The 17,571-nt window shown below is 73.6% G+C and carries 15 protein-coding genes and 1 pseudogene; 13 read left to right on the top strand and 3 right to left on the bottom strand.

What is annotated here, in order from left to right; all coding sequences use genetic code 11:
• The first annotated feature begins 338 nt into the window (after positions 1 to 338).
• Positions 339 to 2,576, top strand: a complete 2,238-nt coding sequence (locus tag IMZ35_RS07605; RefSeq protein ID WP_199440184.1) for a SulP family inorganic anion transporter — start codon at positions 339 to 341, stop codon at positions 2,574 to 2,576.
• Between the two features lie 258 nt (positions 2,577 to 2,834).
• On the opposite strand, the gene IMZ35_RS07600 is transcribed toward IMZ35_RS07605, so the two are convergent.
• Positions 2,835 to 4,244 carry an LVIVD repeat-containing protein gene (locus IMZ35_RS07600; RefSeq protein WP_307867842.1) on the bottom strand — a complete coding sequence of 470 codons (1,410 nt, stop codon included), beginning with the start codon at positions 4,242 to 4,244 and terminating at the stop codon, positions 2,835 to 2,837.
• 233 nt (positions 4,245 to 4,477) lie between these two features.
• On the opposite strand from IMZ35_RS07600, the gene IMZ35_RS07595 reads away from it, so the two are divergent.
• The 4 genes and pseudogenes from IMZ35_RS07595 to IMZ35_RS07580 all read left to right on the top strand — a co-directional run bounded on the left by IMZ35_RS07595 (position 4,478) and on the right by IMZ35_RS07580 (position 6,457).
• Positions 4,478 to 5,101, top strand: a complete 624-nt coding sequence (locus IMZ35_RS07595) for a DUF305 domain-containing protein (RefSeq protein WP_199440182.1) — start codon at positions 4,478 to 4,480, stop codon at positions 5,099 to 5,101.
• A gap of 185 nt (positions 5,102 to 5,286) precedes the next feature.
• Positions 5,287 to 5,421, top strand: a pseudogene (locus tag IMZ35_RS07590) (ABC transporter ATP-binding protein); the annotation flags it as partial.
• Positions 5,422 to 5,486: 65 nt separating this feature from the next.
• Positions 5,487 to 5,816, top strand: a complete 330-nt coding sequence (locus tag IMZ35_RS07585) for a hypothetical protein (RefSeq protein ID WP_199440181.1) — start codon at positions 5,487 to 5,489, stop codon at positions 5,814 to 5,816.
• Positions 5,813 to 6,457, top strand: a complete 645-nt coding sequence (locus IMZ35_RS07580; RefSeq protein WP_307867841.1) for a response regulator — start codon at positions 5,813 to 5,815, stop codon at positions 6,455 to 6,457. The genes IMZ35_RS07585 and IMZ35_RS07580 overlap by 4 nt, the downstream gene beginning before the upstream one ends.
• On the opposite strand, the gene IMZ35_RS07575 is transcribed toward IMZ35_RS07580, so the two are convergent.
• On the bottom strand, positions 6,441 to 6,887 hold the full coding sequence (locus tag IMZ35_RS07575; RefSeq protein WP_199440180.1) for an EVE domain-containing protein: 447 nt from the start codon (positions 6,885 to 6,887) through the stop codon (positions 6,441 to 6,443). The genes IMZ35_RS07580 and IMZ35_RS07575 overlap by 17 nt on opposite strands.
• Positions 6,888 to 7,340: 453 nt before the next feature.
• Here IMZ35_RS07575 and IMZ35_RS07570 point away from each other — a divergent pair, with 453 nt between their 5' ends.
• The 8 genes from IMZ35_RS07570 (at position 7,341) to IMZ35_RS07535 (ending at position 16,134) form a co-directional block, all read left to right on the top strand.
• Positions 7,341 to 8,129, top strand: coding sequence for a hypothetical protein (locus IMZ35_RS07570; protein ID WP_199440179.1), 789 nt, complete (start codon positions 7,341 to 7,343; stop codon positions 8,127 to 8,129).
• A 127-nt stretch (positions 8,130 to 8,256) separates the two neighbouring features.
• Positions 8,257 to 9,093 carry a hypothetical protein gene (locus IMZ35_RS07565; protein ID WP_199440178.1) on the top strand — a complete coding sequence of 279 codons (837 nt, stop codon included), beginning with the start codon at positions 8,257 to 8,259 and terminating at the stop codon, positions 9,091 to 9,093.
• Positions 9,087 to 10,754: a hypothetical protein gene (locus tag IMZ35_RS07560; protein WP_199440177.1), complete on the top strand. Its 1,668-nt coding sequence runs from the start codon at positions 9,087 to 9,089 to the stop codon at positions 10,752 to 10,754. Before IMZ35_RS07565 ends, IMZ35_RS07560 begins: the two co-directional genes overlap by 7 nt.
• Positions 10,755 to 11,116: 362 nt before the next feature.
• Positions 11,117 to 12,964: a PLP-dependent aminotransferase family protein gene (locus tag IMZ35_RS07555; protein WP_199440176.1), complete on the top strand. Its 1,848-nt coding sequence runs from the start codon at positions 11,117 to 11,119 to the stop codon at positions 12,962 to 12,964.
• A 158-nt stretch (positions 12,965 to 13,122) separates the two neighbouring features.
• Complete coding sequence (locus IMZ35_RS07550; RefSeq protein WP_199440175.1) at positions 13,123 to 13,521, top strand: TOBE domain-containing protein; 399 nt, start codon at positions 13,123 to 13,125, stop codon at positions 13,519 to 13,521.
• A 2-nt stretch (positions 13,522 to 13,523) separates the two neighbouring features.
• Entirely contained in the window at positions 13,524 to 14,282 is a 759-nt protein-coding gene (modA, locus tag IMZ35_RS07545; protein WP_199440174.1) for a molybdate ABC transporter substrate-binding protein, read from the top strand.
• Positions 14,279 to 15,088: a molybdate ABC transporter permease subunit gene (modB, locus tag IMZ35_RS07540; RefSeq protein WP_199440173.1), complete on the top strand. Its 810-nt coding sequence runs from the start codon at positions 14,279 to 14,281 to the stop codon at positions 15,086 to 15,088. Before modA ends, modB begins: the two co-directional genes overlap by 4 nt.
• Entirely contained in the window at positions 15,085 to 16,134 is a 1,050-nt protein-coding gene (locus tag IMZ35_RS07535) for an ABC transporter ATP-binding protein (RefSeq protein WP_199440172.1), read from the top strand. Before modB ends, IMZ35_RS07535 begins: the two co-directional genes overlap by 4 nt.
• Here IMZ35_RS07535 and IMZ35_RS07530 read toward each other — a convergent pair.
• On the bottom strand, positions 16,122 to 17,552 hold the full coding sequence (locus IMZ35_RS07530; RefSeq protein ID WP_307867840.1) for an FAD-dependent monooxygenase: 1,431 nt from the start codon (positions 17,550 to 17,552) through the stop codon (positions 16,122 to 16,124). The genes IMZ35_RS07535 and IMZ35_RS07530 overlap by 13 nt on opposite strands.
• Positions 17,553 to 17,571: the final 19 nt, after the last annotated feature.

The raw sequence follows: 17,571 nt of genomic DNA, 5'->3' as shown, positions 1-17,571 counted from the left end.
GACCGGGGCTCGTCCGTGTCCGGACACGTGCGGTGGCCGGGAACGTGATCACCCGGTCCGCGATCACCCGCGCGGGTGGAGCGTTCGTCGTGCGGGGGGTGCGACAGCGTGCGCGACCGCTGTCCGGGGGGCACGTAGCGCACACCTTCGGGTGGGGTCCACTGTGGCCGATCGACTGTGAGCAATCGCACGGATACGCTCTGTGGGGAAACCAACCGGACATATCGGTCGTTGGGGCCGTCGTACGCGGAATCGGCGCCAGTGCGGGCGTCGCGCGCACCGCCGCGCGTTCTCCGCTGCACCGTCCGATTCACCCGCAGCAGTCGTGGAGGACCCCCTTGGACGCACGTCCTGCGCCCACGAACCGGCCGTCGCCCCTCCGGGCCGCGCGCCGGTGGGCCCGAGAAGATCTGCGGCACGACCTGCCCGCGTCGCTGGTCGTGTTCCTCGTCGCCGTGCCGCTCTCGCTCGGCATCGCCATCGCCTCCGACGCCCCGGTTACCGCCGGGCTCATCGCCGCCGTCGTCGGCGGAATCGTCGCCGGGGTGCTCGGCGGCTCCTCGTTGCAGGTCAGCGGTCCCGCCGCTGGTCTCACCGTCGTCGTGGCGGGCTTCGTCGACCAGTTCGGCTGGGCCGTCACCTGCGCCGTCACCGTCGTGGCGGGTCTGCTCCAGATCGTCCTCGGGCTCAGCCGGGTCGCGCGCGTGGCGCTCGCCATCTCACCCGCCGTCGTGCACGGGATGCTGGCGGGCATCGGCATCACCATCGCGCTCGCCCAGCTCCACGTGCTGCTGGGCGGCAGTCCGGGCACCGGGGCGCTGGAGAACGTGGTCGAGCTGCCCGCGCAGCTCCTCGGCGTGCACACCCCCGCCGCCGTGGTCGGCCTGCTCGTGCTGGCCGTCCTGCTCGTCTGGCCGCTGCTGCCGAAGCTCGTGCGGCGCGTCCCGGCCTCGCTGGTCGCGGTCGTCGGCGTCACCGCGCTCAGCTCGGCGCTCTCCTGGAACGTCGACCGGGTGGAGCTGCCCGGCTCGCTGCTGGACTCCGTCCAGCTCCCGGCGCTGCCCGACGGCCGGTGGGGCGCGCTCGCGCTGGCCGTGTTCACCATGACGGTCATCGCCAGCGTGGAGAGCCTGCTGTCGGCCGTCGCGGTGGACAAGCTCAGCGGCAGCGGCAAGCGCGCCGACCTGGACCGCGAGCTGGTCGGACAGGGCGCTGCCAACACCCTGTCCGGTCTGCTCGGCGGCCTGCCCGTCACCGGGGTCATCGTGCGCAGCTCCACCAACGTCGCCTCCGGTGCGCGCACCAGGGCCTCGGCGGTCCTGCACGCCGTGTGGGTGCTGCTGTTCTCCCTGCTGCTCGTGGCGCTGATCGAGCAGGTGCCGATGGCGGCGCTCGCCGGACTGCTGGTCCACGTCGGCCTCAAGCTCGTCAAGCCGGTCGACGTGCGCACCGCGCACCGGCACTCCGAGCTGCCCGTCTACCTGGTGACCGTTCTCTGCGTCGTGTTCCTCGACCTGCTCACGGGAGTCGTCATCGGTCTCGTCCTCTCGGTCGCGCTGATGGTCCGCCGCGTGGTGTGGGCGAAGGTCACCGCGCGGCCCACGCCGCAGTCCGGGGCACCGGAGCACTGGACGGTCGTGGTCGAGGGAACGCTGAGCTTCCTGTCCGTCCCGCGCCTGTCGCGGGTGCTGGCCAGGATTCCCGACGGCGCACCGGTCGACGTCGAACTCGTCGTGGACTTCCTCGACCACACCGCGTTCGAGCACCTGTCGACGTGGCGCGAGCAGCACGAGCGCGGTGGCGGTCCGGTGCACGTGGACGAGGTGTCGGGCATCGGCAGCGGCATGTCGCACCGCGATCCGCGGCTCGTGCCGCCCCGGTGGTTCGGGCCGTGGTCGTCCTGGCAGGGCTCCCTGCCCGAGCAGCGCCACGGCGAGCACGACGAAGCGGCGCGTCCCCTGGTGTCCGGTGTGCAGGAGTACCACCGGAGGTCGGCGCCGCTGCTGCGGCCGGTGTTCGAGGGGTTGAGCGGGTCGCAGGAACCGCACGCGCTGTTCCTGACCTGCGCCGACTCCCGCGTGGTGCCCAACGTGATCACCAGCAGCGGGCCGGGGGACCTGTTCACCGTGCGCAACGTGGGCAACCTCGCCCCGCACGGCGACGACGGCGTCGAGGCGTCGGTGCACTACGCGGTGGACGTGCTGCGGGTCCCGGCGCTGGTGGTGTGCGGTCACTCCGGCTGCGGCGCGATGCAGGCGCTGCTGGCCGGAGCGGCTGGCGGTGACGACCCGCTGGGCCGGTGGCTGGAGGCCGGGGTGCCGAGCCTGGCCGCCCTGCGCGCCGGGCACCCCGCCGCGCCGGAGGGGAGCAGCGAGGCCGACCAGCTGTCGATGGTGAACGTGGCCGTGCAGGTCGCCGCCCTGGAGCGGCTGCCGGTGGTGCGCACGGCGGTGCGGGAGGGTCGGCTGAAGGTGCTGGGCCTGTACTTCGACATCGGTGGCGCGCGGCTGTCCCTGCTGACCGACGACCGCACGGCGTTCTCCCCGCTCAGCGACGGTGCCGACGTGCTCCGCTGACGTCCCGCCGCGAACGCCGGTCCCGTCCCCGGTGCGAGATCACCGGGGGTCGGACCGGCCGGGAGCGGCGTCGCCGGGGTGCTGCGGCCGGGGCGACGACGTGGTGGTGCGGCCTCACCGTGCTCTTCGGCGACGTCGGCCACCGCGCGCTGTCGCCGGGGGCGGTGCGCGACAGCGGTGTGCTGGTGAGGGCGAGCTGACGACGAGGGGGCCGCGTCGACGTGCGACGCGGCCCCCTCCCCGGTGTTCAGCCGAGCGTCACTCGCGGTAGCCCTGCTGGGTCTGCACGTTCAGCTCCTTGAACTTGACCCGCTCGGCGCCGTGCACCCGCGGGTCGCGGATCTTCAGGACGTCGAAGCCCTTGGCCATGTCGGAGGAGTAGATGTAGCCGTTGTAGTAGTACGCCGACCACGTGCCGCCGCCCGCGCCGTTGGGGAGCGGACCGCGCTCGAAGAAGCCGATCTCCCGCGGCTTGGTCGAGTCGGTGAAGTCCCAGATCGACACGCCGCCCTGGTACCAGGACTGCACCATGATGTCGCGGCCCTGGACCGGGATCAGCGAGCCGTTGTGGGCGACGCAGTTCTCGGTCGGTCCCTGGAGGCGGTCGATCTTGTAGTAGCTCTTGAACACGAGCTTGCGGTCGTCGCCGCGGCCCTCGATGTCGTAGATGCCGTCGGCGCCGCGGGTCTTCGCGATCGTCTCGTTGCAGGTCGGGGCGCCGCCACCGCCGAGCTCGTCGGTGAAGATCACCTTCGTGCCCTCGTTGTTGAACGTGGCGGAGTGCCAGAACGCGAAGTTCGCGTCGTCCTGCACGCGGTCGATCTCGCGCGGCTGCTCGCGGTCGGAGATGTCGAACAGCACGCCGTCACCCATGCAGGCGCCGGCGGCCAGGTTCTGCGCCGGGTACACGGTGATGTCGTGGCAACCCGTGGTGGCGCTGGTCATGCCGGTCGCGATGGTGCCGGGAACGCCGGGGTTGCCGCCGTCCGGGAACAGCACCGGAGCCGACAGCAGCGACGCGGCCTCCGGGTTGCGCTTGGGCACCTTCACGATGCTGATCTTGTCGTGCGGCGGCTGGCAGTCCGGGAACGTGGCGTTCGGCGAGTACGACGAGATGTAGAGGTAGTCGTTCTTGCCGCGCTCGTCCGGCACCAGGGTGTGGGTGTGCGAACCGCAGTCGGTCTCGACGGCGGCGACGTAGCGCGGGTTGCGCTTGTCCTTGATGTCGAAGACCTTGACGCCCTCCCACGACTCCTTGATCGTCGCCGACTGCGTCGTGCTGGTGCACGAGTCGTCGCTGCGCGAGGAGTCCGTCGACAGGTAGAGCAGGTCGCCCGACACGCTGATGTCGTTCTGCGAGCCGGGGCACAGGACCTTGCTGACGACCTTCGGGTCGGTCGGGTTCTTGATGTTGAAGATCGTGAAGCCGTCGTAGTTGCCCTGGAAGGCGTAGTCGCCCTGGAACGCGAGGTCCGAGTTCGTGGTCGACGCGGTGAAGGGGGCTTCCTTGGGCAGGTTCTTGACGAGCTGGACGTTGCGGCTGCGGACGATCTCGTCCTCAGCGGGAATGCCGGCGGACGGCGTCGCGGGAGCGGACAGCTCCGCCTCGGACAGTCCGGCCAGGGCGTCGTCGTCGGGCGAGCCGACGGCGGCAGGGGCGGTGGCCACTGCGGAGACCGCGAGCGCGAATGCCCCCAGGACCGCGAACGGCGCTCTGCGCCGACGGGTCGAATCGCGTGAAGTCACGGTTGATCCTTCCTCGAACAGGGACGACCGGCGCAGTATGTCCCCTTCGCCTCGCTAAGGACCAGGTCCGATCGGAGGTAATGCGAAAGATTCCCGGCCGTCGGGAACTTCCAGGTACTTTGGCACGACGCGAGCGGGTTCGAAGGGGGAGCGGGATGCGCATCGGTGTGACTGCGGCAGCGGTCGTCCTGTCCGCGGCCGGGGTGTTCGGCCTGGTCGCCTGCACGGGAGAGCCCGCCGGTGGCACGACGCCCGTGATCGCTCCCGGCAAGCCGGGTGAGGCCGCGGCCACCCTGACCGAGGGGGCGACCGCGCCGGAGGTCCCGCCGAACGAGGCCGACCTGGAGTACGTCCAGATGATGATCGCGCACCACGGACAGGCGCTGGAGATGACCGCGCTCGCCCCGGACCGGGCGTCCCACGAGACCGTCAAGGGCCTCGCGTCGCGCATCGCGGACAGCCAGGGCCCCGAGGTCGAGGCCATGAAGACCTGGCAGAACCAGCGCGGCGGCCCGCACGCCGCACACGGCTCGCACGACCACTCCACGATGCCCGGCATGGCCTCCGCCGAGCAGCTCGCGCAGCTGGCGGCCGCTTCCGGGGCCGAGTTCGACCGGCTGTTCGTCCAGCTGATGACCACGCACCACGAGGGTGCGATCCAGATGGCGAACGACGTGCTGACGAAGGGCTCGACCGAGTACGTCGAGGAGATGGCGACCGACGTGATCGCGACCCAGTCCGACGAGATCGCCCGGATGAGGGCGCTCGGTCTCGGCTGATGCATCGACCGATCGGTTGATGCCGGGTCTGACCGGTCGAGCGGTGCGCCCGCTCCGGCCAGGCTTCTCGCACGGGGATCGTCGAGGTGGACGGCCTCGTCGCGAGGTACGGGCGGCAGGTGGCGGAGTTCGACCTGCGCTCCTCCTGCCGGAACCCGGCCGACCGGCGCGAGCCGGCGGACGTGCTCGCGCTGATCGGCGACCCGGAGATCGCCGTGCTCGACGAGCTGACCACCGGACCGGACCCGCAGGCGCGACGCGGCACGTGGTCGGTCGTGGAGGGCGTCCGGGACCGCGGCGTCACGGTTGTGCTGGTCACCCGCGGCACGGGGAGAGGTGTCCGCGTTCACAGGGATCGTCACCGTCGAGACCGGGCTGTTCCCGCGTGAACCGGGAGTTCGCCGCGCTGTTCCCGGCCCTGCTGCCGCTCGTGCGCATCGGCGACGTGACGCCGCCCGGCGTGCGCGTTGCAGGAGCTCCGGACCGGCGCCGCCCCGCGAGCCCCGCGCCCGGGACGATGGCCGTGGTCGCACCGGCGGCCGGGGCGGTGGCCACCAGAACGTTCGACCGAGAGCGGGTACGCGTGGCAGAACCGGATCTCGACGCCGGGGAACGCGGGTTCTCCACCCCGTCGCGGGCGACCCCGCACGTCGTGCCGGCCGCGACCTCGGCCGTGCCCGTCGCCGTCGGCGCCCCGGCCGAGGTGGCGCGGTGATCACGCCCATCAGGCTCCTCGTCGTCGCCGACCACCCCGTCGTGCGCGACGGGCTGCGCGGCGTGTTCGCCGGTGACGCCGGGTTCGACGTCGTGGGCGAGGCCGCCGGGGGAGAGGAGGCCGTGACGCTCGCGACCGCCCTGGAACCCGACGTGGTGCTGCTGGGCCTGCGGATGCCCGGCGTCGACGGCGTGACCGCGATCGAGCGGTTGCGCGACGCCGGCAACCCGGCTCGCGTCCTGGTCCTCACCACCCGCGACACCGACGGCGACGTGCTGCCCGCGATCAGGGCCGGTGCCATCGGCTACCTGCTCCAGGACGCCCCGCGCGAGGAGCTGTTCCGCGCCGTCCGCTCCGCCGCGCGCGGCGAGGACGTGCTGTCGCCGCCGGTGGCGACCCGGCTGCTGGGCCGGGTGCGCACACCGGAACCGGTGAGCGATCCGCTGAGCCCGCGCGAGCTGGACGTGCTGGGCCTCGTCGCCCGCGGCTGCACCAACCGCGAGGCGGCGAAGCTGCTGTTCATCAGCGAGGCCACCGTGAAGACGCACCTGCTGCACGTGTGCGCGAAGCTGGGCGCCGAGGACCTGGCGTCGGCCGTGGCCACCGCCTGCGAGCGGGGCCTGCTCACGCCGGGAGGCTGAGCGCCGCCCCGTGCTCGGCGAGCGCGGCCAGCTCCTCCTTCGTCACGTGCAGCGGGTTGCCCATCTGCGGCTGCCGGAAGACCTCCATCCCGGCCAGCCGCGGGTCGGCGCGCAGCTCGGCGCGGCCCAGCGGGGAGTCCCAGACCTCCAGGCGCAGGGGGAGCTGCGGCCGGGCGCCGGTGCGCTCGACGTCGCCGGTCACCACCCCGTGCCCCCACAGGCCCGGCTCGGGCGTGGCACCGGCGGTCCCCGTGACCCAGAACAGCACGCGCTGCCCCTCCTCGACCAGGTCGAGGCGGTAGCTGCGGTTCACGCACCAGCTCTCGGCGGGCGGCACCTCGTGCCGCAGCACCCCGGTGACGTCGGTGACCCCCGGATTGCACTTGATCAACCAGGCGCCGAAGCGGTCGCCGGTGACGGTCCTGCTCATCGTCCTCCTGTCGTGTCCACGGCGACGATCCTGCCGTGTCCCGGCCCCCGGCGCAGGTTCACCCGCGACGCGCGAACTCCGGCAGGCGGCGCGCGACCTCGTCCGCGCTCAGCTCGCCGGGGAGCAGGCGCGCAGCCCGGCCCCCGCGGCATCGACGGCCTCGGCGTGGGCGAACCCACGTGCGGCACCGGGTCCGCCTGCGGCACCCGGCTCCGGACGACGACGTCACCCGGCACGCCCCACTCGTGCACCACGAGATCGGGCCGCAACCGCGCCAGATCCGCTTCGAGGTCCTCGGGGTGCACCTCGCAGAACGAGTCGGCGGGACGGAGGGGCCGCGGCCCGCGCGCTCCCGCCCGGCGACGTGTGCGCGCACAGCCGTGGCAGCGGCATTCGGGTCGTTCTGCGGCCGATCGGTGGTCACCGGGCCGCGTTGCCGCGAAACTGGGCCGCATGACGGGGTCCCGTGGCGCGGGTTCCGGCACCGCCGGTGCCGGAGCCTGGACGACCGGCGCCGGACTGGGCGTCTTCGCGGCGGCGGGACTGGTCGACCTCGACTGGGACGTCCACCAGCGCGTGCTGGTCGTCGCCGCCCTGGTCGCGGGCGTGGGCCTGGTGCTCACCCTGCACGGCCTCGCGCGCCGCGCCGGGCTGCGGGGCGCCGGTCCCGCGCTGCTCGGGCTCGGCCTGGCCTGCGGACTGGTCGAGGTGCTGGTGGAGGTCGACGACTCGCTGACGGTCGTCGCGCTCGCGCTGGTCACCGTCGGCACGCCCGCGCTGGTGTGGACGATCGCCGGACGGACCACGCTGCTCGGCGCCGCGGGGGTGTTCGCCGCGGTCGGCGTCAGCGGGATCGGCACCTCCGTGACCGCCGTGGTGGTGCGGCGCACGGTCAGCGCCTCGGACTGGCTGGACGTGACCCTGGACGTCGCGGTCCTGCTCGGCGTCCTGGTGGCCGCCGCGTCGGCGGGGATGGTGCTCGCCGGACGCCTCCCTCCCGGACACCTCCCTCCCGGACACCTCCCTCCCGGACACCTCCCGGCCGGACGGCCCCCGCGGGTCCTGCCGCCCGCGCCTCCCGGTCCCGGAGCGGCGGAGCCGCCGGTCGCCGTGGCCGCGGACGCGCCCCAGCGGGAGGACCGGCTCACCCTCGACCAGCGCCTGACCCTGATCGTCGGGTTCGCCGGGACGATCGCCGCGGCCGTGATCAGCGTGATCGGCGCGCTGATCACGGCGAGCTGACCCGGCCCGGCCGGGGGCGTGCGCGGCCCGAAAGACGCACGAGTGCGTACCGCTCGGGCGCGGTCGGCTCTACGGTGCGGGCACGCGGATCGTGCCGGGCCGCTCCGGCAGCTGATCAGGAGTGCGGATGACCACGCCCGAGGACCGGCGCCCCACCAACTCCGCGAGCGGGCGGATCGAGAAGGTGGTGCAGTCCGGGACGATCGACCAGGTGCACGTCGGTGATCGCCACCAGGTGAACCACGACCGGCGTGGGATCGCCGCCCTGTCCGGCGTGGTCGTGCTGCTGCTGGCGCTCCTGGCGTGGGTGCTCGCCTCGCGGGAGTCGCCCCCCGCTGGGGAGGAACCGGCGGACGAGGAGCCGCTGGCCGCGATCACCGCGCTGCTGCCCAAGAACGACTGCGTGAGCGGCTGGGTCGTCCCCGAAGTGCTCGACGGCCCGGTCGACCGCACCGACGAGCGCCCGGCCGGTGGCGTGCTCGCGACCGGGGGCGAGGTGCGGGTGACCGTGCAGGGGCTGACCGGGGACTCCGTGGTGCTCCAGTCCGCGCGCGTGGAGGTCGTCGCACGGCGTCCCGCGATGACCGGGACCTTCCTGGCCTCCGGGTGCGAGAGCGGTGTCGCTCCGCGGTTCTTCCGGGTGGACCTGACGGACCCCGCGCCCGCTCTCGTCCCCTGGACCGAGGGCGAGCCCGGCGCGGACGACGAGCCCCTGAAGGACTTCCCCTACAAGATCAGCGACGTCGATCCGGAGCAGTTCGTCATCACCCCGTTCTCGCCGGTCGAGGACGTCGAGTGGCGGTTGCACCTGAGCTGGACCTCCGGCGACCGCCGGGGGGACCTCGTCGTCGACGACGACGGGCGGCCTCTGCGCACCACGGCGACGACCGCCGCCAGGCACTTCTGCGTCGACGGGACGTCCCTGCTGCGCTGGGTCCCGGAGGAGGAGTCGCCCCGGTGCTGAACCGTCGGACCTGCGTCGTGCTGGCAGCCCTGCTGCTCGCGGTGTCCTGCACGCCCGACCCCGGACCCGCTGAGCCGGTGGAGCGGTCGCCGCGGTGGACGGCGCTCGGCCGGGTGTGGTCGTCAGCGGACAGCGGCCTGTCGAGCTACGGCGCGGCGGCGGGGTGGGACGGCGGCGTCGCCCTGCTCACCGGCACCGATCCGCCGACCGTGCTGGTCTCCTCCGACGGACGCGCGTGGACCGTCGCCGAGCTGGAGGGCCTGGCGGGGGTCGTGTCCGGGACCGGGGTCGCCGGGCACGGGTCGACGGTGCACGTGCTCGGCACCACCGCGGACGGCGCGGCCGTGTGGCACTCGCGCGACGGCCGGGACTGGAGCGCCACGCCGGTCCCCGACACCGGGGGCGACCAGCACCTCGGCATCGCGGCGGGACCGCGTGGCGTGGTCGTCGCCGGTACCCGCCCCGCGGGTGTGCTCGGAGCCGGTGCCGGTCTGCGGGTGTGGTACTCGCCGGACGGCGTCTCGTTCGACAAGACGGTGCGCACGCCGTCGGCGGACGTCTTCGAGGGGATGGCGCCACAGGTCGTCGCGACCGCAGACGGCTTCCTCCTCCTGCCCTCCCCGGCGAGCGGCACCCCGGCCGTGCACTCCTCGACCGACGGCCTGCACTGGCAGGACATCGGTGCCGGTCTCTCCGAGGACTCGTCGGGCGCGGCCGCCCGCTCGGGCTCCACCACCGTGGTGTTCGCCGACGACCTCACCGTCCGGTACCGCAGGGACGACGACCCGGTGTGGCGTTCCGGCGTCGTCGACGTCGGACACCTGCCCGACGCCGGAGTCGCGCCCCGCGAGTACCAGCAGGTCGTCTCCGTGCGCCCGTGGCACGACGGGTTCCTCGCACTCGGGGTCACCCACCAGGAACCGACCACCGCCGCGACGTGGACCTCGCCGGACGGCGCGACGTGGACGCGCGCGCCGGTGCGCGACAACCACTTCGACGACGTGGACCGGTTCGTCGCTGCCGTGACCACCACCACCGCGACCTTCCTGCTCGGGGTCGAGGGCGGGTTCGGAAGCTCCGAACTGCACGTGTGGACCGATCCCACGACGCACCCCGCGCAGACGGCCGCGCCGGTCGTCACCACGACCACGGCGCACGCCGGGGAGCCCACGGAGGTCGTCGACGTGCGGCCGTGGGACGGCGATCGCATCGCCTCCGGGTTCACCGCGACCGGCACCACCACGGGGAGCTGCTGGACGTCCTCGCTCGTGTCCGGCCGCGCGGACTCCTGGCGCTGCGCCACCGACGCCGCCGAGATCGAGGACCCCTGCTTCGCCGGCCGCGCGGGCACCGCCGTCGCCTGCGTCCGCTCACCGGCGGAGCTGGAGGTGATCCAGCTCGCCGAACCGCTCCCCGCCGAACCCGGAACGGGGACCGGCCCGGACCACTGGATGCTCGAACTCGACGGTGGCGCCGTGTGCAGGGCGCACTCCGGTAGCCGCCCACCGCCCCTCGACGGCCAGGACCTCGTCATGAGCTGCGCGGACGGGACGTTCGTCTGGGGAGCGCCGGACACCTCCGCCTCGCGCTGGACGGTGCTCACGTCCCCCGACGAGCACGGGCCCGCCGTCGACACCGGTGTCGTCCGCGCCTACCGCTGACCGCTCGGACGCCGCTCCCGGACGACGAGCTGGACGCGAACAGCCACGGGGAACGGGTGCGGACGCGGCCGTCGTCGGCGAACACCGCGATCGAGCTCTCGCGCGCCGGTGCCCGGCTCGTCCCCAGCGCGGCGGCTCCTCCCAGCCCGCCGACGTCGTGCGGTGATCCACGCGTCGTGCGGTGATCCACGATCGGGTGGACGTCGTCGCGGTCCGGTTTCAACCGCTCCCGGCGCTGCTACGGTCGACGAAGATCACGCTTCGTCGACGATCCGCGGATCGCGACCCGACGAAGTCCGCCGACACGTGTCGCGTCCTTCGTGAGTCGGCTGCACCGAGATCGCGGACGATCGGGAGACACGATGACGCAGCACGTCCCGGAACAGCGCCCCGACTTCGCCTTCGGTCCGGACGGCACGTCCTGGTCGGTGCTGCTGCGGTCCTCCGGGCTGGGCGACGGACACGCCTCGCTGATCACCGAGCCCTCCGCCGACCCGCAGACGGTCTACCCGTGCGAGCCGGAGCTGCGGGCCGAGGACTTCCAGATCCCGGTGGGCGGGCTGAGCGCCAAGCAGCGCAAGCGCGCGCTCAACGCGCTGGAGACCTACCTGGTGGAGAAGCGCGAGCACATGGTCGGCTTCCAGGGCAACCAGGACATGGGGCACTACCAGCAGGACCTGGGGCGGTTCCTGGAGTTCCACCTCAACAACGTCGGCGACCCGTTCCAGGAGGGCAACTACAAGCCGAACACGAAGCTCGTCGAACGGGCGGTGCTGGACCACTACGCGGCGTTGTGGCGGGCGAACTGGCCCCACAACACCGGTCGGCCGTCGCCGGAGGACTACTGGGGCTACGTGCTGACGATGGGATCCACCGAGGGCAACCTCTACGCCCTCTCCAACGCCCGCGACTACCTGTCCGGCAAGAAGCTCGTCACCCGTCCCGCCGACGGCGGTGAGGACGGGGGACAGATGATGTACGTGCAGACCTCGCCGCAGGCGCGGGACGCGGACAGCGCGCCGGGCAACCGCTTGCGGCCGGTGGTCTTCTACTCCGAGGACACCCACTACTCGATCGTCAAGGCGGTGCGCACGCTGGCGATCGACACCTTCGGCGCCGTCGGGAGGACCGAGTACCCCGGCGAGTGCCCGCTGGACGGCGACTGGCCGATGGAGGTGCCGTCCAAGGGCGGCGCGGACGGCAGCGGGGAGATCGACGTCGCCGCGCTGGTGACGCTCGTGGAGTTCTTCGCCCGCAAGCAGCACCCGGTCCTGCTGCTGCTCAACTTCGGCACCACCTTCAAGGGCGCCTGCGACAACGTCGGCAAGATCGCCAAGCGGCTGTACCCGGTCCTGCGCGACAACGGCCTGCTGGAGCGCACGTTCGAGTTCGAACCCGGCAGGCCCGACACCAGGAGGGGCTTCTGGATCCACGTCGACGGCGCGCTGGGTGCGGGCTACGTGCCGTTCCTGCGCATCGCCGCCGAGCGGGAGGACGAACTCGGCCGGGCCGTCCGGCGGGAGATCAGGGGCGGCATCCCCGAGTTCGACTTCGGCCTGCGCGTCGAGGGCGTCGACATGGTCAGCTCCATCGTGATGAGCGGGCACAAGTGGCCGGGCGCGCCCTGGCCGTGCGGCGTGTTCATGACCAAGAACAAGTTCCGGGTCGAGCCCCCGAGCGTCCCGGCCTACACCGGCTCGCCGGACACCACCTTCGCCGGGTCGCGCAACGGCCTGTCCCCGCTGGTGCTGTGGGACCACCTCGCGCAGAAGTCGGTGGAGGAGCACGCCGCCACGGCCGTGCGAGCCTTGCGGCTGACCCGATACCTGGAGACGCAGCTGCGCGAGCTGGAGGACCTGCTCGACCGGGAGGACCGACTCCCCGAGGAGGGGCTGTACGTCAACCGCAGCCCGATGGCTCTCACGGTGCGCTTCCGCCGGCCCAACCCGCGCATCGTCGACAAGTGGTCGCTGTCGTGCCAGCCCATGCTCATGAACTCGGGGCGGCTGCGGGACTACGCCCACATCTTCGTCATGCCCTCGGTGACCGAGGAGAAGATCGACGCCTTCGTCGAGGACCTGACGGCACCCGGCGCGTTCGACCGGCCCGCGCCCGTCGTGGCGCCGGTCCAGCCGGCCGCGCCGGCGGCGCTGGCCGACGACGTGCGCGCGCTGGCCCTGGTGCCCACCATCGGTCGCGGCTTCCAGTGACCACCTCGCGCGGGCGCGACCACCGCACGACGGTCCCAGCTCCGTGAACGCGGCCCGGAAGCCTCTCGGGAGCCGCGTCCGCGGGAACCGGTAACGATCCGGGCCGGATTCGCGTCGAGCGGTCCGGTTCCGCTGATGCGGAACTACGATGGCTTGTCGTGCCGAATCTGAGGATCAGCGAAGCCGCCGCACTGCTCGGCGTCAGCGACGACACGGTGCGTCGCTGGATCGACCAGGGCAGGCTGGCGTCGATCCAGCTCGACAACGGGCGCATGGCCGTCGAGGGGCGCGAGCTGGCGGCCTTCGCCCAGCGCGGCGCCGACGCCACCGAGTCCGGGGTCACCGTCGCCGCCTCGGCGCGCAACCGGATGCGCGGCATCGTCACCCGCGTGGTGAAGGACGTGGTGATGGCCCAGGTCGAGATGCAGGCCGGGCCGTTCCGGGTGGTGTCGCTGATGAGCCGCGAGTCCGCCGACGAACTCGGCCTGGAGGTCGGCAGCGTCGCGGTCGCCTCGATCAAGTCCACGCACGTCGTCGTCGAGATCCCGGAGGCGTGACCGTGTCCCGCACGCGCGTGCTCGCCGCGGTCCTCGTCGCGACCCTGTTCCCGGCCGCCTGCGGCTCCGCCGGCACCGCGCCCGCCGCGAGCGCCGTCACCGTCTTCGCCGCCGCCTCGCTCACCGGGACGTTCACCGAGCTGGGCGAGGACTTCGAGGCCGCGAACCCCGGCACGAGGGTCGTCCTCAACTTCGGCGGCAGCTCCGCGCTCGCGCAGCAGATCGACCGGGGCGCACCCGCCGACGTGTTCGCCGCCGCGGCGCCCGTGAACATGCAGCAGGTCGTCGACGGCGTCGGCACCGCCGGAACCCCCACCACGTTCGCGCGCAACAGGCTCCAGATCGCCGTGCCGAGGGGCAACCCCGGCGGGATCACCGGCCTCGCGGACTTCGGGAACGCCGACGCGACGATCGCGCTGTGCGCGGAGCAGGTGCCCTGCGGAGCGGCGGCGGAGAAGGTGTTCGAGGCCGCCGGGGTGACGCCGCGGGCCGACACGCTGGAGCAGGACGTCAAGGCCGTGCTGACCAAGGTCCGGCTGGGGGAGGTGGACGCCGGGCTGGTGTACCGGACCGACGTCGCGGCCGCTGACGCCGAGGTCGAGGGCGTCGAGTTCCCGCAGGCGGACCAGGCCGTGAACGACTACCCCGTGGCGGTGCTGGCCGACGCGCCGAACGCCGCCGGGGCACGGGCGTTCGTCGACCACGTCCTGTCCGGCCGGGGACGTGCCGTCCTCGCCGACGCCGGGTTCACCGCCCCGTGAACCGCGTCCGCCGCCGGGCGGTCGGAGGACGGCTCCCGGTCGTCCTCGTGCTGCCCGCGCTGGTGGGGCTCGCGTTCCTGCTCGTGCCCCTCGCCGGGCTCCTCGTCCGGACGCCCTGGGGCGCGGTGCCGGGTCAGCTGGTGCGCGCGGAGGTGGGGCAGGCGCTGCGGTTGTCCCTGGTCTGCGCGAGCCTGGCCACGGTGATCTGCCTGCTCCTGGGCGTTCCGCTGGCCTGGCTGCTCGCCCGCAGCGACCTGCCGGGCCGGGGCGTGCTGCGCGCGCTGGTGACCGTGCCGCTGGTGCTGCCGCCCGTGGTCGGCGGTGTCGCCCTGCTGTTCGTCCTCGGCCGCCGCGGGCTGGTGGGGCAGTACCTCGACGCCTGGTTCGGCATCTCGCTGCCGTTCACGACGGCGGGCGTCGTGCTCGCGGAGGCGTTCGTCGCCATGCCGTTCCTGGTCGTCTCGGTGGAGGGCGCGCTGCGCGCCGCCGACCCCCGCTACGAGGAGGCCGCCGCCACCCTCGGCGCGTCCCGCTGGCTGATCTTCCGCCGGGTCACCCTGCCCACGATCGCGCCCGGCGTCGTCGCCGGAACCGTGCTGTGCTGGGCCCGCGCGCTCGGCGAGTTCGGCGCCACGATCACCTTCGCCGGCAACTTCCCCGGCCGGACCACCACCATGCCCCTGGCGGTCTACCTGGCACTGGAGACCGATCCCGACGCCGCCGTCGTGCTGAGCGTCGTCCTGCTCCTGGTGTCGGTCGCCGTTCTGGTCGGGTTGCGGGACCGGTGGATCGGGGGAGCGCCGTGACGTTGCGCGCCCACCTCCGCGTCACCCGCGACCGGTTCGACCTCGACCTGGACCTGACGATCGGCCGGGGTGAGGTGGTCGCCCTGCTCGGTCCCAACGGCGCGGGCAAGACCACCACCCTGCGCACCCTCGCCGGACTGCTCCCCCTCACCGACGGGCACGTCCGGGTCGGCGACCGGGTCTGGGACGAGCAGCCCGGCACCTTCCTCCCCGCCGCGCGACGGCCGATCGGCGTCGTCTTCCAGGACCACCTGCTGTTCGCGCACCTGTCCGCGCTGGACAACGTCGCCTTCGGCCTGCGCGCTCGCGGCACCCGCAGGGCCGAGGCGCGCACCGCCGCGCGCGGCTGGCTGGAACGCGTCGGCCTGCTCGACCTCGCCCACGTCAAGCCCCGCGCCCTGTCCGGCGGGCAGGCCCAGCGGGTCGCCCTGGCCCGCGCCCTGGCCACCGGCCCGCAACTGCTCCTGCTGGACGAACCGCTCGCCGCGCTGGACGCCGGGACGCGCCTGCAGGTGCGGGCCGAACTCGGTCGGCACCTGCGCGAGTTCGACGGCCACACGCTGATCGTCACGCACGACCCGCTCGACGCGATGGTCCTGGCGGACCGGCTGGTGATCCTGGAACGCGGCCGCGTGGTCCAGCGGGGCACGCCGGCCGACGTCGCCCGCCACCCCCGCACCGGCTACGTCGCCGATCTGGTCGGCCTCAACCTCTACCGCGGCACCGCCCGCGGAAGCACCGTCGACCTCGACACCGGCGGAACCCTGACCGTGGTCGAACCCGCCGCGGGCCCCGTGCACGTCGCGTTCCCGCCCACGGCGGTGAGCCTGCACCCCGCCCCGCCCGGAGGCAGCCCCCGCAACACCTGGCGCGTCACGGTCACCGGCGTCGAGCAGCACGCCCGCACCACGCGCGTCCGCCTCGACGGCGCCCCGCCGGTGCTGGCCGACATCACCACCGCGACCCTCGCGGAACTCCGCCTCGGCCCCGGAGATCCGCTGTGGGCCGCGGTCAAGGCCACCGAGATCCGCACCTACCCCGCCTGATCCGGCCGGGTCGCGCGGGGGAAGCGGGTGCCGAGTCCGCGCAGGGCGGCGGCGACCTCCTCGTCCGCGGCCCGGTCCGCCGCCCACCCGACGTGGCCGTCCGGGCGGACCAGGACGACCGCCGCGTCCGTCCACGACCGGGCGCCGGGCACCACCTCCACGCCCAGCTCCGCCGCCGCCGCGGTGGACGCCGGGCCGGGGGAGCCGGCCGGGACGAGCAGGAGCGGACGGCCGTGGCGGAGCAGCTCGAAGTCCTCCGGCATCCGCGAGCCGGTCAGGGGGTGACCGGCCGACGGGTACGCCACGTCCAGCGCGGAGAGCTTGCGGGCCAGGGCCAGCGCGAACTCGGGCACCGTCGCGATCGTCCTGCTCAGCAGCGAGCGCAGCGCCGTGCCGTCGGGAGCGGTCGCGGTGATCAGCGCCGACTGGGCCAGGGTGTGCTCGGCGAGCTGCTCGCCGATCGGGTGGCGCTCGTCGTGGTACTCGTCCAGCAGCGACGGGTCCGCGTCGCCGCGTGCCACGGCGGCCAGCCGCCAGCCCAGGTTCATCGCGTCCTGCACGCCGACGTTGAGCCCGACGCCGCCCGCCGGGAGGTGCCGGTGCGCCGCGTCGCCCGCCAGCAGCACCCGGCCGCTGCGGTAGCGCTCGGCGAGCCGCGTGGCGTTGCCGTAGCGGGACAGCCAGCCGGGGTCGTGCATCCCGAAGTCGCTGCCCGCGACCCGCGTCGTGGTCGCCCGCAGGTCCTCCAGGGTGAACGGTCCCGGTGCGCCGCCGTCGTGCGCGTCCACCCCGGCGATGCGGTACCGGCCGTCGCGCACGGGCACGGTGATCAGCGCGCCGTGCTCGTTGTGCGCGCTCACCACCGGCGGCGACGTCAGCCGCACCTCGCCCACGTAGCCGTAGGACGTGGTCGCGGTGCCGGGGAACGCGATCCCGGCCGCCGTGCGCACGGCGCTGCCGACGCCGTCCGCGCCCACGACCCAGCGCGCGGTGCGGGCGTGCTCCCCGTCCGGCCCGGTCACGTCCAGCCGCACGCCGTCGGCGTCCTGCCGCAGCCCCGTCACGGTGTGGCCGCGCAGGACGCGCACGCCCAGCGCGAGCGCGTGCTCCTCCAGCAGCTGCTCGGTGCGGAGCTGCGGCAGCGCCAGCATGAACGGGTACGGCGTGTCGAGCACGCTGAAGTCCAGCCGGTTCTCCAGCATCCCGAAGTGCCAGCGCGGTACCGGCACGCCCTCGTCGAGGAACTGCCGCACCAGACCGCGCATCGCCAGCACCTCCAGCGTGCGCGGGTGCACGCCCAGCGCCTTGGAGTGCGGGCTGCGCTCGGTCGCCCGTTCCAGGACCACGGTCCGGACGCCGCCCAGCGCCAGCTCGGCCGCCGTCCACAGGCCCACCGGGCCAGCGCCCACCACGACCACGGGTTCGGGGGAATCGTGT

Source organism: Umezawaea beigongshangensis (genome assembly GCF_016464305.1).
Lineage (GTDB): Bacteria > Actinomycetota > Actinomycetes > Mycobacteriales > Pseudonocardiaceae > Umezawaea_A > Umezawaea_A beigongshangensis.
This window is presented reverse-complemented; position numbering and strand designations above follow the sequence as displayed.